This window comes from Aliiroseovarius sp. S1339, from assembly GCF_023195695.1.
Classification (GTDB): domain Bacteria; phylum Pseudomonadota; class Alphaproteobacteria; order Rhodobacterales; family Rhodobacteraceae; genus Aliiroseovarius.
Genome location: NZ_JALPQG010000002.1, coordinates 281,745 through 297,450, shown reverse-complemented (window position 1 = coordinate 297,450; position 15,706 = coordinate 281,745). Strand labels below are relative to the sequence as shown.

The 15,706-nt window shown below is 59.2% G+C and carries 16 protein-coding genes; 11 read left to right on the top strand and 5 right to left on the bottom strand.

Annotated elements, in window-relative coordinates; genetic code table 11:
• The first annotated feature begins 30 nt into the window (after positions 1-30).
• The 4 genes from MUY35_RS04450 to ccmI are packed head-to-tail and all read left to right on the top strand — an operon-like array spanning position 31 to position 4,238.
• Complete coding sequence (locus tag MUY35_RS04450) at positions 31-2,031, top strand: heme lyase CcmF/NrfE family subunit (protein WP_247034174.1); 2,001 nt, start codon at positions 31-33, stop codon at positions 2,029-2,031.
• A 4-nt stretch (positions 2,032-2,035) separates the two neighbouring features.
• Positions 2,036-2,599: a DsbE family thiol:disulfide interchange protein gene (locus MUY35_RS04445; RefSeq protein ID WP_248364207.1), complete on the top strand. Its 564-nt coding sequence runs from the start codon at positions 2,036-2,038 to the stop codon at positions 2,597-2,599.
• Positions 2,596-3,072, top strand: coding sequence for a cytochrome c-type biogenesis protein (locus MUY35_RS04440; protein ID WP_248364206.1), 477 nt, complete (start codon positions 2,596-2,598; stop codon positions 3,070-3,072). The genes MUY35_RS04445 and MUY35_RS04440 overlap by 4 nt, the downstream gene beginning before the upstream one ends.
• Complete coding sequence (gene ccmI / locus MUY35_RS04435) at positions 3,072-4,238, top strand: c-type cytochrome biogenesis protein CcmI (protein WP_248364205.1); 1,167 nt, start codon at positions 3,072-3,074, stop codon at positions 4,236-4,238. The genes MUY35_RS04440 and ccmI overlap by 1 nt, the downstream gene beginning before the upstream one ends.
• Positions 4,239-4,417: 179 nt before the next feature.
• On the opposite strand, the gene MUY35_RS04430 is transcribed toward ccmI, so the two are convergent.
• The 4 genes from MUY35_RS04430 to MUY35_RS04415 are packed head-to-tail and all read right to left on the bottom strand — an operon-like array spanning position 4,418 to position 9,067.
• Positions 4,418-5,194: a hypothetical protein gene (locus tag MUY35_RS04430; RefSeq protein WP_248364204.1), complete on the bottom strand. Its 777-nt coding sequence runs from the start codon at positions 5,192-5,194 to the stop codon at positions 4,418-4,420.
• Positions 5,187-6,131, bottom strand: a complete 945-nt coding sequence (locus MUY35_RS04425) for a cation diffusion facilitator family transporter (RefSeq protein ID WP_248364202.1) — start codon at positions 6,129-6,131, stop codon at positions 5,187-5,189. The genes MUY35_RS04430 and MUY35_RS04425 overlap by 8 nt, the downstream gene beginning before the upstream one ends.
• A gap of 60 nt (positions 6,132-6,191) precedes the next feature.
• Positions 6,192-8,312, bottom strand: coding sequence for a protein-disulfide reductase DsbD domain-containing protein (locus MUY35_RS04420; RefSeq protein WP_248364201.1), 2,121 nt, complete (start codon positions 8,310-8,312; stop codon positions 6,192-6,194).
• Complete coding sequence (locus tag MUY35_RS04415; protein WP_248364200.1) at positions 8,306-9,067, bottom strand: DsbA family protein; 762 nt, start codon at positions 9,065-9,067, stop codon at positions 8,306-8,308. The genes MUY35_RS04420 and MUY35_RS04415 overlap by 7 nt, the downstream gene beginning before the upstream one ends.
• Before the next feature lie 788 nt (positions 9,068-9,855).
• Between MUY35_RS04415 and MUY35_RS04410 the strand changes: the two genes are divergently transcribed.
• The 7 genes from MUY35_RS04410 to MUY35_RS04380 all read left to right on the top strand — a co-directional run bounded on the left by MUY35_RS04410 (position 9,856) and on the right by MUY35_RS04380 (position 15,430).
• Positions 9,856-10,368, top strand: a complete 513-nt coding sequence (locus tag MUY35_RS04410) for a L,D-transpeptidase (protein WP_248364199.1) — start codon at positions 9,856-9,858, stop codon at positions 10,366-10,368.
• 32 nt (positions 10,369-10,400) lie between these two features.
• A complete protein-coding gene (locus MUY35_RS04405; protein ID WP_248364198.1) occupies positions 10,401-10,859 on the top strand; it encodes a cytochrome c in 459 nt (152 codons plus the stop codon).
• A gap of 395 nt (positions 10,860-11,254) precedes the next feature.
• On the top strand, positions 11,255-11,839 hold the full coding sequence (locus tag MUY35_RS04400) for a cytochrome c (protein ID WP_248364197.1): 585 nt from the start codon (positions 11,255-11,257) through the stop codon (positions 11,837-11,839).
• Position 11,840: 1 nt separating this feature from the next.
• Positions 11,841-12,782, top strand: coding sequence for a cytochrome c (locus MUY35_RS04395; protein WP_248364196.1), 942 nt, complete (start codon positions 11,841-11,843; stop codon positions 12,780-12,782).
• Positions 12,783-12,831: 49 nt separating this feature from the next.
• Positions 12,832-14,223, top strand: coding sequence for a multicopper oxidase family protein (locus tag MUY35_RS04390; RefSeq protein ID WP_248364194.1), 1,392 nt, complete (start codon positions 12,832-12,834; stop codon positions 14,221-14,223).
• Entirely contained in the window at positions 14,220-14,699 is a 480-nt protein-coding gene (locus MUY35_RS04385) for a cytochrome c (RefSeq protein WP_248364193.1), read from the top strand. Before MUY35_RS04390 ends, MUY35_RS04385 begins: the two co-directional genes overlap by 4 nt.
• Positions 14,700-14,701: 2 nt before the next feature.
• Entirely contained in the window at positions 14,702-15,430 is a 729-nt protein-coding gene (locus MUY35_RS04380; protein ID WP_247034221.1) for a DsbA family protein, read from the top strand.
• 59 nt (positions 15,431-15,489) lie between these two features.
• Here the strand turns inward: MUY35_RS04380 and MUY35_RS04375 are convergent, their stop codons facing one another.
• Positions 15,490-15,696 carry a heavy-metal-associated domain-containing protein gene (locus MUY35_RS04375; protein WP_248364192.1) on the bottom strand — a complete coding sequence of 69 codons (207 nt, stop codon included), beginning with the start codon at positions 15,694-15,696 and terminating at the stop codon, positions 15,490-15,492.
• Positions 15,697-15,706: the final 10 nt, after the last annotated feature.

Below are 15,706 nucleotides of genomic sequence, written 5' to 3'. Positions count from 1 at the left end.
AGACAACGAGCAACTTACCGGAGTATCCATATGATACCTGAAATTGGACAATTCGCACTGGCACTGGCGCTGGCGATTGCATTGGTGCAGAGCGTCCTGCCCATCCTCGGCGCCTCCCGTGGTGATCTCGTTTGGATGCGAAGTGCGCGGGCATCGGCGCTCGCCCAACTTGTGTTCATCGGCATCGCTTTCGCCGCCCTCATGCGATCGTTCACAGTCAGCGATTTCACCGTCAGGAATGTCGTCGAGAATTCGCATTCCCTCAAGCCGATGTTGTTCAAGATCGCAGGTACTTGGGGGAGCCATGAAGGTTCTCTACTGCTCTGGGTGCTGATACTTGCTGCCTTCGGGGCAGGTGTCGCCCTGCTCGGGACCAACATTCCCGATGCACTGAAGGCGCGCACCCTGTCGGTGCAGGCTTGGATCAGCACTGGTTTCCTATCTTTCCTGCTGCTGACCTCCAATCCGTTCGAGCGTGTGTTTCCGCCACCACCGGATGGCAACGACCTCAATCCACTGCTTCAGGATGTCGGGTTGGCGATGCATCCACCGCTCCTTTACTTCGGTTATGTCGGGTTCTCGATCGTGTTCTCCTTCGCAGTCGCTGCGCTGATTGAGGGCCGTGTGGACGCGGCTTGGGCCCGCTGGGTGAGACCGTGGACGCTGGCAGCCTGGATGAGCCTGACAGCGGGCATCGCGCTGGGATCTTGGTGGGCATATTACGAGCTTGGTTGGGGTGGGTGGTGGTTCTGGGATCCGGTTGAGAACGTCAGCTTCATGCCATGGCTTCTGGGCACTGCGCTGTTGCATTCGGCAATCGTCACCGAAAAGCGCGATGCTTTCAAAAGCTGGACGATCCTGCTGGCAATCCTGACATTCTCACTGTCTCTGCTGGGCACATTCATTGTTCGCTCCGGCCTATTGACCTCGGTTCACGCGTTCGCGGTCGACCCCGAACGCGGACTCTATATCCTCGGCTTGCTGGGTCTCTCTATCGGCGGCTCTCTTACGCTATATGCCTGGCGCGCCCCGTCGATGGAAGGCGGCGGTCTCTTCGCACCGATCAGCCGCGAGGGCGGCCTACTGATCAACAACCTGCTGCTGGTAGTCGCCACAGGAACGGTGCTGGTCGGTACACTCTATCCGTTGTTTACTGAGGCGTTGGCCGATCAGAAAATTTCTGTCGGCCCCCCATTCTTCAATGCGTCCTTCATACCGATCATGCTGCCTCTATTGATGATTATGGCCGTTGGTCCGTTCCTGTCGTGGAAGCGTGCCGACCTGAAGGGGGTATTCCAACGCCTCCGTTTTGTCGCTCTGTTATCAGGGCTGGCCGCGCTTGCGGTCTGGTACCTGACCGAGGGTGGGCCCGCTCTGGCCTATCTTTCAATCGCGATTGCCACCTGGCTCCTTCTGGCGACACTGCGCGAATGGGCGACCCGGATCAGGCTATTCGATGTGCCGTTCGCGCAGGCCTTTCGAAGGGCGCGCAACCTGCCTCGTGCAGCCCACGGCATGACGCTGGCACATGCAGGCCTTGCCGTCGCGGTCTTTGGCTTCGTCGGGTCCAGCGCCTGGAAATCCGAGGAAATCGTATTCGTCCAGCCTGGTGCCGAGATTGCGATTGCAGGGTTCGACGTGCGCTTTGACGGTGTCGAACAACTGCAAGGTCCGAACTATACCGCCGACAGGGGCACGCTGGTCGTCATGCGCGACGGTGCATTTATCACGATTCTCTATCCTGAGCGCCGTTCCTACCCGGTGGCTCAGAGCACGACCACCGAATCGGCCATCCGCTCGACGCTGGCGGGCGATCTCTACGCCTCGCTGGCCGAACCAGCAGCGGAAGGTGCGGCACAATCGGGCGCTTGGACTTTGCGCATTCTTTACGAGCCGCTGGTCAACTTCATCTGGATCGGATCGGCGCTACTGGTGCTGGGCGGCGGCTTGTCGCTATCGGACCGGCGCCTGCGCGTTGGCGCACCGCGTCGCTCCGCCACACTCAAACCACAAGCAACGCCGGCGGAGTAGCACCATGAAACGATTTCTCGCAGCCACGCCGATCCTGATTGCCCTTGTCCTGGGCGCCTTCTTCCTGTGGGGCCTCAATCCCGAACGCGATCCGAACGCGATCCCGTCGGTCCTAATATCTCAACCCGTGCCGGAATTCGATTTAGCCGCCTTGGACGGCGTCGGCGTACCGGGTCTGTCACAGGCATACTTGACGGACAATCCCGCGCCGGTTGTGGTCAACGTCTTCGCCTCCTGGTGCGTCCCCTGCCGTGCCGAACATGCTGTCCTGACGCAGATGGTCGAACGCGACGGCGTGCGGCTCATGGGGATCAACTACAAGGACAAGCCCGAGGACGCGCGCGCTTGGCTCGAAGATCTGGGCAATCCCTACGAACGGATCGGGTCCGATCTAAACGGCCGCGCCGGAATCGAATGGGGTATTTCCGGCGTCCCCGAAACCTTCATCGTTTCGGGCGATGGCACAGTTCTCTACCGCTATGTCGGTCCGGTCGTAGGCCCTGACGCGGAAGAAAAGTTTGCGACCGCGCTCACGCAGGCACGCGCCATCAATGGTGCGGGAACATGATCCGAATCGTTGTCCTCACGGCTCTGATCTTGATCGCCTTGCCGCTTGCCTCACATGCCGTCGAACCCGACGAAATGCTGGCCAACCCGGTCCTGGAGGTGCGTGCGCGCGCGATTTCGAAAGATCTGCGCTGCGTGGTCTGCCAGAATCAGGACATCGACAGTTCCAACGCGGGCGTTGCGCGTGACCTGCGGCTGCTGGTTCGCGAGAGGCTAATGGCTGGAGACACCGATCAGCAAGTGTTGGGCTATATCCAAGCCCGCTATGGCGACTATGTTCTGCTGAAACCGCCCTTCAAACCGGAAACCTACGTTCTTTGGTTGACGCCCCTCATTCTCTTTCTGATCGGCTCCGGCGGCGCGGTCGCGGTCCTTGCCAGATCCGGTCGGCGAATGGCGAATGCAGACCTGAGCGACGAAGAGGAGCGCCGGGTTTCCAAACTGCTGGCACAGACTGGAAGGAATGAACCGTAATGCTATGGATTATCTTTGCGTCCCTGGCGCTGCTTGCAGCAATTTGCCTGCTGCTTCCCCTGCGATCGCTCCGCTCGGACATCTCCGGCCGCACCGAAGGGTCCGTTTCCATCCTGTCCGATCAGTTGCAAGAGGTGCGCGCCGATGCGGAGCGCGGCCTGATCACGAAGGAGGAAGCCCGCGCTGCCCTAATCGAGATCAAACGGCGCATACTGTCGCTGGAACGGAAGAGCCAGCACGCGGAACCAGCCAGATCTGCTCGCTCTTCAGGCATCGTCGTCTGGGCGACCGCCTTGATGGTACCTTTGGCGGCAGGCGCACTCTACATGCAACTGGGATCGCCCGACCTGCCGAGCCTGGCGTTCGCCGAGCGTGAGGCGGAGCGAAACCAACAGGTTGAAATCACCGGGTTGACCGAGCGTTTGTTGGCCCGCTTGCAAAGCGATCCGGGCGGCGGCCCGACCGAAGGTTGGATGTTGCTCGGTCAAACCTACATGCGCATGGGCCGCTACAGGGATGCGGTTTCCGCCATGGAGAACGTGACCGAGCGCCCCGATGCAACCTCGGCCATTCTTTCGCAATACGCCGAGGCGATGATCGCTGTAGATGATGGGATCGTGACACCCGCTGCCCGCAAAGCCATCGCAGCGGCACGCGACATGGACCCATCCAATCCGGCAGCCACCTATTACGAGGCCATTGCGCTCAACCAGGCCGGCGACAGCGAGGCGGCCCACGATCTGCTGACTGGCCGTCTGGGCACGGCCACTGGCCCTGCCCCCTGGATGGAAGCGTTCATCGCCCAGGCCAACCGCATCGGAGAGACACTTGGCCGCGACCTCGTTAGCCTGGCAACATTCGCTCCGACGGTTAACAGAGACACGCCTGGCCCTACCGCAGCCGACTTGGCTGCGTCGGCAGATATGAGCGAGCAAGACAGGAGCGCCTTCGTCCGCTCGATGGTCACGCGGCTGGCCGAGCGGTTGCAGGACGAACCTAATGATCTGGACGGCTGGATGCGGCTTGGCAACGCCTATCGAGTGCTGGGCGAGATGGAGAAGGCGCGTGCGGCCTATGCGGCGGCCGAGAGGTTGACCGAAAGCCTGCCATCCGGCGACCCGCGAGTGCAGCGGATCAGGCAGGCACTAACAGAACTTCGCAGCTGACGGCGCGCTGCGCTTCGGCACGCAACCGAGGATGCGAAACCTTGCTGGCGGGATTCGGACGAATTGACAGGGATGCACTGCGCGATGCGGATCATCGCGCGTCGTAGGTCTCGTCAGTGTAGTGAGAAGCAGCAGGATGGTGCGCATGGGGCGATCCTGATCCTCTTTCGTTCACGTTCTCAGGACGTCGCTGGCTCGTCGTGTTTCTCCTGGCCGCATTCTGCGCTGCGGCCCGCGTGTGCGATCCAGCACATGTCGCAGACCGGGTCGCCATTGGACAGAGTACGCTTGCGGAAATAGTGGCCCCGTCGACCATCCCCTGCGATGACGTCGGCACCGGGCCAGTCGTAGCGGCACCAGCTCTGCCGGAACGCTTCCAAGGAGTCGGGGTCGTCCTCCGCCCGGGCCATGCGGCGCACAAAGCTCTGCGGCGGGCAATGGGTGAAATGGGTCAACAGGTCGTCGCCGTCGCGGCTGACCAGAGCGGCATAGCCTGGCGCGCCGGAGGGTGTGAAGGGGAACACCAGCAGCGCGCGGATGGTCCAGCGCAGCCGGCGACCGGAATCGCGGGTGAGCAGGCGCACCGGCAGTGCGCTGAACGCCAGCATCCGCCGGTAGATGTCCCAGCCGAGATCAGCAACCACCTGCCGTGCGGAATCGGGCGCGATGGCGCAAGCGCGCAGGCTGCGGTCGGCAGCCATCGTCCAAATCGCCATTTCCACCATCATCTGGCTACCGAAAGTCGGAAGCTCTGCCTGCCCTGCATGGGAGCGCAGGTGGCCTGCCTCCGTGGTCATCGCCACTACGAATGCCTCGATTTCCGGCGCCAGCCAGCGGGTCTCGCGCCCCTCCGTGTCGCGCAGGCGGCGTATGGCAAGACCGCGCCGCGCCGCCCGGGCGACGAGGCGTCGGATCAGCTTGCGTGCCAACCACAGGCGGAGCGAACCGTCAGCCATTGCCGGCCTGACGGTCCGAGGTAATATCGATCATTTCGGCGCCGCGCTCGTCGAGACACTCGGTTTCGGTCTGGAGCGTTACGAAGAAGAAGTCGTGATCTTCGCGCAGCACGCGATGTGCCCGTCGTAGCACCGCCTGGGGATCCGCGTCGTCACCGACGCGGAGATGGGCCGAAAACACGTTGCGCCCGCTGGTCAATGTCCATGCGTGGACATGATGCACATCGCGCACCCCGTCGAGCGTTTCCAGATCCGCGATCACCGACTCCAAATCGATCTCGCTCGGCGTTGCCTCCATCAACAGCCGCGCCGCATCTCGCAGGATGCCCCAGCTGGCCCAGAGCAACACGAAGCCGAATGCCATTCCCAAAAGCGGGTCGATCATCAGGAAACCGGTAAAGCGGATCACCAACGCCGTGACGATGATGAGCAGGCTGCCCACGAAGGTCTGGATGATATGCCAGAGCGCGCCGCGCACGTTCATGTCGCTCTGGCTCTGTTTCCAGATAAGGCCAAGCGAAATGAACTCTGTCACAAGGCCCCCGGCCGCGGCAAGCAACATCGGCCCTGTCGGTAAATCGATCGGTGCATTCAGGCGCATCGCCGCCATGTAGATGACGACCAGCGCCATGCCGGCCAGAAACCCGCCATTGACCAGGGCGCCGAGAATCTCAGATCTGTACCAGCCAAAGCTGAAATCCGCATCGGCAGGCCGGCGGGACAGTCGGGCCGCGCCTAGGGCTACGAGGATTCCGCCCACTGCGGAAAACGTGTGGAATGCATCCGACAGGACCGCGATCGATCCGGTCCACAGTCCGATACCCAGTTCCACGATGAAGTAAACGCCAGTCAGCCAGGCCGAGATGACCATGCCCCGACCACTTGTCGGCATGTGTGAACCGTGCCCGCCTATATGGGTTTCTTTTTCTGCACTCATTGAACATCCCTCCTGAGACATTAAACAATTCCTATCCAGCATAGGCAGAACAACCACGTCTTAATCGCCCGAAGCGACTGATCTCTCCGCTGCTTTCTCGAGCGCGGAGAGCACAGCCTCGGACGACAAAAGCTCAGGCAAGACGATCCCCTCCGGCGCGCCCGGCCCATAGACCGCGTTGAACGGGATACCGTAGCGGTCGAAGCTTTCCAAATAGCGTGAGATTGAGTCGTCAGGACGGGTCCAATCGGCCTGCATTGCCGTCACACCCGACGTGCGGATGGCGCTTAGGACCGGCTCACGGTCGAGCACAAGCGCTTTGTTGGCCTTGCAGGTGAGGCACCAATCGGCGGTCACATCGACGAAGACGACTTCTCCTCTCGACACGAGCTTTGCAATCTCTCCACGGTCGAATGCGGTCCATTCTGTCGCCAAGGTGACGTTCGGTGTGCTGGCCTCGGACAGATATCCCGCCGAGACAATGGCCAGAGCAGTCATGACTGCAGCTCCAGACAAGCGGATGCCTGCAGACAGCCGATTGAAGGAAAGGATCGTGACCAGGATCGCACTGAGTGCCAGAACCGCAAGAGCCGAGCGAACCCCGCCAACACCGATGAGCACCCAGAACAGCCACCCGGCCGTTCCCACCAATGCCAGCCCGAGCAGAATCTTTAGCCACAGCATCCAGCGGCCCGGCTTCGGCAGGTGCGAGATCGCCGCTGGAAACGCGGCAACAAGAAGATAGGGAAAGGCCAGACCCAAGCCCAGAGCGGTGAATATCACCGCGATGTCGAGTGCCCCCCCGGCCAAAGCAAAAGCCACGGCGGTGCCGAGGAAGGGCGCCGAACATGGCGTCGCGAGGACGGCTGCAAATGCGCCCGTGGCAAAGTCGCCAGTATAGCCTTTTCCGCGACCAGCGCGCGCGAGTCGCGTCTGCAACGACGACGGGACGGAGATTTCAAACGCCCCGAAAAGGTTGGCAGAAAACACTGCGAGTATTAGGAACATCACCGCCAGAAATACGGGGTTCTGGAATTGCAGGCCCCAGCCCACAGTCATCCCAAGACCGCGCGCCGCGATCGTCAAAGCCGCAAGCGTCCACATGAACGCTAATACGCCGAGCGCGGAGACCGCAAACCCCATGCGGATGCGACCCCTGCCTTGATCTCGCATCTTCATAGTCGATGAAAGTTTGATAGAGAGTACCGGCAGCACGCACGGCATGACATTCAAAATAAGCCCGCCAAGGAAGGCGATTGCGGCAACCCAAGCCAGTTCTGCCACGCCCGGCAGCACGCGATCAAGCGTGAAGGGTGGCTTCGGCGCTTCATCGGTCAACTCCGCGAACAAGCTGGCCGAGCGCTCGCCATCTGTCACTGTGAGCCATAAATCGGGCAAGTCCGTCTCCACATTCAAAACGGGCAGACGGGCCCAGAGCAGATGACTACCTTCGCCCAAGCGGATATCGGGCTTGCCAAATGCCGTTCCCGCGCCCAGTTCAGGAAAGACATCCGGGCTGTCAAACGGTTGCTCGCTTCGCGCGGCCAAAGTCAGCGCCGTCATATCGGGATCGAAATAGGCCGACTGAATCGAGATACCACTCTCAGCGCCGTCGTCCGGAACCTTTTTCACATAGGAAGAAATGAGCGCGGCCGCAGCGGCGTCAACGCCGCTGGCTCGTGGCAATGCGAGCGTTAGCGTGAACTCCTGCGGGACGCAAACAATCGAACAGGTCAAGAGCGTGACATTGGCATTCAAATGTACTGGCGCGCCAGGCTCGGCCAATGTGATGCGCAGCGGAAGCACCACGTCATCGTGATATCCGAAATTCTCGATCCCGAAAGCGGTGAACCGTTGCGGCGCGGGCCACAACAAATTGACCTCCGCTACATTCTCCGACCCGGTCCAGTCGATCGATGGGGGAGTGCCGACCTCGCCGGGCGACCGCCAATAGGCTTTCCAGCCCTCGCCCAGATTCAAATGAAGCCCGGCTGACAGTGACATCGCGTTCGGGCCAACACCGTTCTCGGCAACGATCAGACGCGCCTGGACGGCCGTGTTGGAAAAACTCTCGGACTCGGCCGCATTCGAAACGTTAGCCAGTCCCGCGCTGGCGCAGATCAGCAAGATCAGCCTTGAAGCGAAAACCCGGAAGAATTTTTCCAACACGTATTCTAACATTGGGACGTCCAATTTTCCTCGATCTCCATCTCTGCAATACGCAGGATAGTAGCCTCATCGACCTGGCCTTGGATAACCGTTCGACCAATCACCAGCGCGGGCGTGCCAATGAATCCGAAAACCTTCGCCAGAGCCGCACTGTTCTCCAATTCTCTGACAACCGCGGCGCCCTGCATGTCGGCAACCAGACGCCTGTGATCGATACCGATGTCCTGTGCCAAAGCTTGTAAGTATTCCGGCGTCGCCACAAAGGGGGATTTCATAAGCCGCTCATGAAAGGCGACATAGGCGCCCTGGCGCTTCGCCGCCAGAGCAGCCTTTGCCGCAATATCCGAAGGCTGCCCGAGAAGCGGCAATTCATGCCAATTGACGTGTAAGTTGCTGTCGGTACGCGCGTCGAGTGCGGCAAGGGTTTTTGTCTGGACACGACAGAAAGGGCAGTAATAATCCGAAAAGGACGCGGCCGGAACGAGTTGTGTTTCAGACAGAAAATCGCCGTACAACGCGCCGCAAATATCTGCCCTGACACGCGCCTCAGCTTCCGCTAAAATATCGGTGTTCGGAGCAATCAATCCGAAGAATGGATCGAATCCACCCGAACTTTCCCCAACAGATAGCCTACGAAATCCCAGTGGATTGTGAACTTCGTCGAAGTTAAGCTCGGTCGGACGAATATCTGGAAAATACCTGAAACCAGCATAAGCAGCCACAAGAGCCGCGAGAACCCCCAGAGTATGTCGCCGCTTCTCAATCATATCTTGTCACTTTCTCCTTCACTCCAGATCAACGGCGAATCCCCTCCTGCCTTCTTGGCACTCAAGCACCGCCAACCCACTGTCGGTAACCCGCTTTACCATACAACCTTCGGGGAGGTCGGCCACTTGGCGCTTTGAGGTGATTTGGGTATCACCGCTGGGATTGCATTGGCTTATTGTCTGAGCACACGCGCCGAGCAAGAGTGTGATCAGGAGCAGTAAAAACCAGCGAAAGATACTTAACCTCGCCACCATCTATTCGACGGCTACACTTTGATCCGTCTGGATCCGCCCATTGCCGGTCTGCCTGCCCTTTTCGCCAGCTGCCCCATGGCATGCTATCCCCATCATCCGATGAGCGATCACATGAGCGCCGACACAAACAAGAACGGGCGCGAATGCGGAGAGTCCGAAGGACAGATCACTTGAATGCCTACCTGCGACTGCGAAAGCCGCAACGGGAATTAGCATCACTGCGCAGCAGGTCCACATGGCGTATTTCATCAGCCGCATTTCGCTCGATTGCTCAGGAAGAGTTTCGCGTTCATTCATTTCATTACCTCTTCAATACAGGTGATGGGCTAAAGGCTTCCTGCACCGGAAGGTCAATGTTACAAAAGGATACAAAAATCACTGTTTTGTCAGAGCGCTCTCGCTTGACCTTCCCGTGCTGGAAGGTGGTTTATCCTACTTAAATAGGCACATTTCAGATATGAGAGCAGGCCAACATGAGGCAGACTGAAAAGACCTTCGATCGACGTGGATTTCTAATGACGAGTGCCAGTGGCATGGCTTCATTAGCGGCTCCATCCGTGCTTTGGGCTCAGCAAGCTGCACCAGCGACGCGCAACATTTCCTCTTTTCGGTTGCACGATTGGCAGGATCATTTCGACACTCTCGGCAAAGGCATCTTGCTGTCAGATACGATCACAAAGGTTCTTCAGCACTGGACCGCAGATGGTGAGATGCGCATCTACCCGACATCGGTACCAATGTCGGACGAACTGACACGCCGTGGCTATACCGAGATCGTTTTTAAGGATAACGCCCCCGACTGGGCGCCGACCCCAGCGATGATTGAACGCGACCCCAGCTTGCCGCGTTATGTGTCACCGGGGCCGGATAACCCGCTGGGCATCCGCGCGATGCATCTGGGTTGGCAGTATTATCGCATTCACGGCACCAACGATACGCGCAAGATCGGTCGTAAATCATCGAACGGCTGCATAGGTCTTTATAACGAGCATATCGTCGAGGTATTCAACAGAACGCCCGTTGGAACACAGGTCAAACTCATTTAATCGGGTCATCAGGTTGAAGAGGAAAAAGTAGTATGAACAAGACATTGATGGCGATAATTGCCTTCTTTCTCGTTGGTGGGGGGGCGATCTTTTGGAACGCAATGCAACCTGCGCCGCAGGGCGCGAGTCATTCGATGGTTCCACCCGATACCAGCAACCTGGTCGAGGGTGCTGCGATCGTGGATGTGGCGCTTCCCGCGGAACTGTCGGCAGAAGCACAAATGGGGAAACGGGCGTTCGAAGCGAAATGTGTAGATTGTCACGCAGCGAATGCCGCGGGTCAAAATGGCGTCGCACCGCCGCTTGTCCACAAGATCTATGAACCCAGCCATCATTCCGACATGGCATTTATTCTTGCAGCGAAGAACGGTGTGCGGGCGCATCACTGGAATTTCGGCAACATGCCTGCGGTTGAGGGTCTGACCGACGGAGACGTCAAAATGATCGCGCGTTACATTCGTGAACTCCAGAAGGAGAACGGCATCTTTTGAGCGACGAAAAAGTCATAGTCGGGCCTTTCGCCTTGATGCGCGCGATTCTTTTATGCGCGCTCTTCGCATTCGGCTTGGCCCCTCAAGGTGCTGAGGCGCATTCTTCCACCCCCGCTGCGACAACCGAAATCCAAGCAGTAGTTGATGAGGGTCATGGCAAAAATCACTCAGTTATCCAAGAGGTGTTCGGGCATTGCCATCCTGGAATTGATTGTGCGCTTGCCGCGATCGAGGTGGATCCAATGCATACAAACCAACTCGGACGTACGGTGACCAACAGGTTTCGGCTTCTCCCTACAACGTGTGATGGCATCGGACCCACCTACGAACCGCCGCCGCCGCGATCCCTTACCTGATCGGAGACACCTCGAAATCAGGATTTGAAGGATCACGACATGAGATATACAGAGATTTTTACTTCAGCCGTGCTTGTCGGCGTGGCATCGGCGGCACTTGCCCATGGCGGCGCGACCGGTATCGTGAAGGAGCGCATGGACGCAATGTCGGCGATGGGCAAGGCCGTGAAGCAGGTCGCGCCCATGATGAGCGGCGAAACCGCCTATGATGCCGACACGGTGCGCCGTGCCGCAGAAACCATCGGGAAGCATGCTGGCGACACTATGACCCGCCTGTTCCCGGAAGGAAGCGGCGGCATGCCTTCGGTCGCCAAAGATGCGATCTGGCAGGATTGGGAGAGCTTCGCGAGGCTTGCGGAAGAATTGCACACATACTCCGAGGGCTTGGCCCTTGCCGCTGACAACTCACCCGCAACTCAACCGGGCGCGATGCCGAGTGCGGGTGCCATGATGGGTGAATCCGACATGATGGGAGCTGACTCGATGATGAGCGGCGGTCGCATGAAGGCCGATAACGCCATGAGTCGTGAAGAACTGGCTGAAATGCCGGTCGTTGCGGTTTTCGCAATGGTCAGCAACACCTGTTCGTCCTGCCACACCCGCTTCCGCGCCGAGGCGAAGTAAGATGAGGCGGGTTCTTGCAGGCACTGCTGTCTTTGCCCTTGTGGGCACGGCGGCCATCGCGGCACTGGTGGCCTGGCCGATCGGCCATCCGCCCGCCGAGATCGAGTTGACCGGCGATGTCCAACGCGGCGCCTATCTGGCGCGCGCGAGCGGTTGCATTGCCTGTCACACGAATTTCGAGGGTGGGGGGGCTCCGCTGGCCGGTGGCGCGCCGCTTGAAACCCCGTTTGGCGTCTTTTATCCCCCGAATATAACCACCGATCCTGAGAATGGCATTGGAAACTGGAGCGTGTCGGAATTCGCGATGGCCGTCAGGCAAGGGGTTTCGCCCGAAGGTGAGCCATTTTTCCCCGCGTTCACATATCCGTTCTACGCGGATTTTTCCGATCAGGACATTGCCGATATGTGGGCGGCGTTCCAGACGGTCGCACCGGTGGCAGCCGCCGCGCCACCGCACGACGTTGGTTTTCCGTTCAACCAGCGCTGGGGGTTAAAGCTCTGGCGCGCGGCGTTCATTGGCGATCCGCAAACCGAACCCCTGAGGGGGAAGAGTGACGATTGGAACCGGGGTCGTGAACTGGTGCGTGGTGCCGCCCATTGCGGTGCCTGTCACACTGGTCGAAACCTTGTAGGCGGGCGCATGCCCGATGCCGTTTTTGCAGGCAACGACGATCTGCCAGGTGGAAATAAAGCCCCGTCGATCCTGTCCGATGATCTGGTAGAACGCGGGTGGACGGTCTCCAATCTGTCCTTCGCTCTGCAAAGTGGGGTTACCCCGTCAGGAGATATCTTCGGCGGCAGCATGGGTGAGGTCGTCCAGAACGGTACGCGGTTTCTCTCGGAGGCGGATCTGAAAGCGATGGCGATTTATCTTCTCGACAGCGATGTGCCTGGAGGCAGGGCGTTGGCCGGCACGCCAAGAACCTATAAAAACATTGATTAACACGGCGAGACGGCTCGCCGCCCCGACTACTACAAGGACATGCAGAAAAATGGCAACACGGCGAGAATTTCTTGGGCAGGGTGCGGCGATGATCGCGGCCGCGACTGTACCGGCTTTGGGACGAGCTGCAACGCCGCGATTTAGCCAACTCACGGCGCGGCCTGCAACCGTCCAGTTGGCTCCACGGTCATTCCCGGAGACGAAAATATGGGGGTATAACGGCGAGATGCCAGGGCCCGAACTACGGCTGGCACAAGGTGCGCGGATCCAGAAAACGTTCCTGAATGAACTGCCTCAAGCGAGCTCAGTCCATTGGCATGGGGTCCGCATTGATAATGCGATGGACGGGGTTGCCGGTCTGACACAACCAGCCGTCGAACCAGGACAAGGCTTTGACTATGATTTCGTGGTGCCTGATGCCGGCACCTATTGGTACCACGCACACAATCGGTCGGCCGAACAGGTCGCGCGAGGGCTATACGGGGCACTAATCGTGGAAGAGGCCGAGGCGCAGGATATCGACCGCGAGGAGGTGTTGATCCTTGACGATTGGCTTCTCGATCCAGACACGGCGCAGATCGATCCCGATTTTGATTCCCGTCATGATCGCAGCCATGCGGGACGGCGTGGCAACTTCATCGCCACCAACGGACGCCACGACCTGACGCTGGACGTGAAACAGCACGAACGTCTGCGCCTGCGGCTGATCAATGCGGCAAATGCCCGGATATTCGTTCTGGCGCTTTCCGGTATGGAAGGCTGGACGATGGCGTTGGACGGCATGCCGCTAACCCAACCAAAGCCCTTGACCGACGCTCTGATCCTCGGACCGGGCCAGCGTGCCGATCTGATCGTCGATGTGACAGTTGAGTCTGGCAAAACCGCCCACCTCGTGCGCATCGAAGACCAAGAGGGTGCCTCCCAGGTGGCGTTTCCGGTGTCAGGCCGCGCGGCATCGGCGCGCCGTGAACCACCGCGTCCCTTGCCTCCGAACCCGGGAATGGATGTGTCCGGCACCAAAAAGGCCGTGACGGCGCGTCTTAACATGCAGGGCGGCGCAATGGGTACGCTGGATGCGGCCATTCTGAATGGCGAACGCAAGAGCTTCCGCCAACTGATCGAGGCGAACCAGTTCTGGTCCTTCAACGGAACGATAGGGATGACCGATGTACCGCTCGTGAGCGTTTCAAAGGGTGAGACAATTAAGCTGGATATCTACAATGACACCTCATTTCCCCATGCAATGCACCTGCACGGAATGCATTTCCGCGAGGTGACCAAGGACGCGGGCCTTGGTCACCTCCGTGACACCCTGCTAATGTTCGGCGGCGAGACTCGAACCATCGCCTTCACCGCAGACAATCCGGGAAAATGGCTTTTCCACTGTCATATGTTGAGCCACGCTGCTTCCGGTATGATGACCTGGCTTGAGGTGACATGATGCGGAAATACTTGATCCTTTCTGCCGGACTTATGTGCTCAATCGCGGCTGGCGCATGGTTGATGACGCAAGCTGTTGCGCAAACGAATGATCTTTCTGCGAGTGTTGATCTGGCGCAGGGCGAGCAATACTATCAGGACTACTGTGCCTCCTGCCACGGCGCGAACCTCGAGGGTCAACCCGATTGGCGTTCACCCGGACCGGATGGCGTGTTGCCCGCTCCACCGCATGACGAGACGGGCCATACATGGCATCATCCAGACAGCGTGCTCTTCGATTACACCAAGCTTGGCGGCAAGGCCGCCCTTGCCGCACAGGGCGTCGATTTTGAAAGCGGCATGCCCGGCTTCGGCGATCAACTGACCGACGATCAGATCTGGAACATACTCGCCTATATCAAATCAACATGGCCAGACCGGCAGCGCGAGTTGCAGGCTGGGCGCAGCGCCGCCGATCGCCAGAGACAAGGAAATTGAGAATGCACCGAACGAAAAGCACCGCCTTGGCGCTTGGCTTGGCCATTGCGCCGATCGCCAGCTTCGCACAGGAGTTGAGCGATGCGCGGATCAAAGAGCTGGCGCTGGAAGCGATCCGTGAAAACCCTCAGATCATCATGGAAGCAGTCCAGTTGCTCGAACAGGCGCAGGCGGCCTCCCAGGCTGAGACGGCAGCGGACGTTCTTAAAAACCAGCGCCAGTTGCTCGAGCATGATCCGAACGCGCCAATTCTGGGAAATCCCGAGGGCGATGTAACCGTCGTGGAGTTCTTCGACTACAACTGCCCTTACTGCAAGCGGGCCATGTCCGAAGTTCAAGGACTGCTCGACGCCGACCCGAATGTCCGGCTCGTCTATCGTGAATGGCCCATTCTCAGCGATGGTTCGGTATTTGCAGCCAAAGCCGCACTGGCGGCAAGAGAGCAGGGCAAATACGATGAGCTTCACTGGGCGTTGATGGGCATGAAAGAACGCGCCGAAGAAGCGTCAGTCATGCGCTTGGCCGAGGAAATCGGGCTTGATGTCGAGCAGCTTCGTGTCGATATGGAAGCACCCGAGGTGCAGGAGCATATCGACGTGTCAATGCGTCTGACACAAGCGCTTGGCTTCAACGGAACGCCATCTTTCGTGATTGGCGAAGACCTCGTGCCCGGCTTTGTCGAGCAGGAGCAACTTGAGGCTCTGGTCGACAAGACACGGGAAAGCGACTGATCTCGCGCCTCAGATCACGTGATGAAATGGCGCCGAACTCATCGGCGCCAATTTCCGTATCAGGTCGCGGCCGGTGCCTTTACGTCATATCCGGCATCGCGAATTGCTTCGGAAACGGCTCGCTCGCTCAAGAAGCTCTCCACCTCCACAATATGCGCCCTAAGGTCACAGGAAACCTTGGCGGTTGGGTCGATTGTCTTGATTGCCTTTTCGATGGCAGCGGTGCAGTGCCCGCAGTTCATATCCGGAATGCTCAATCTGGTCATGTCTGTCTCC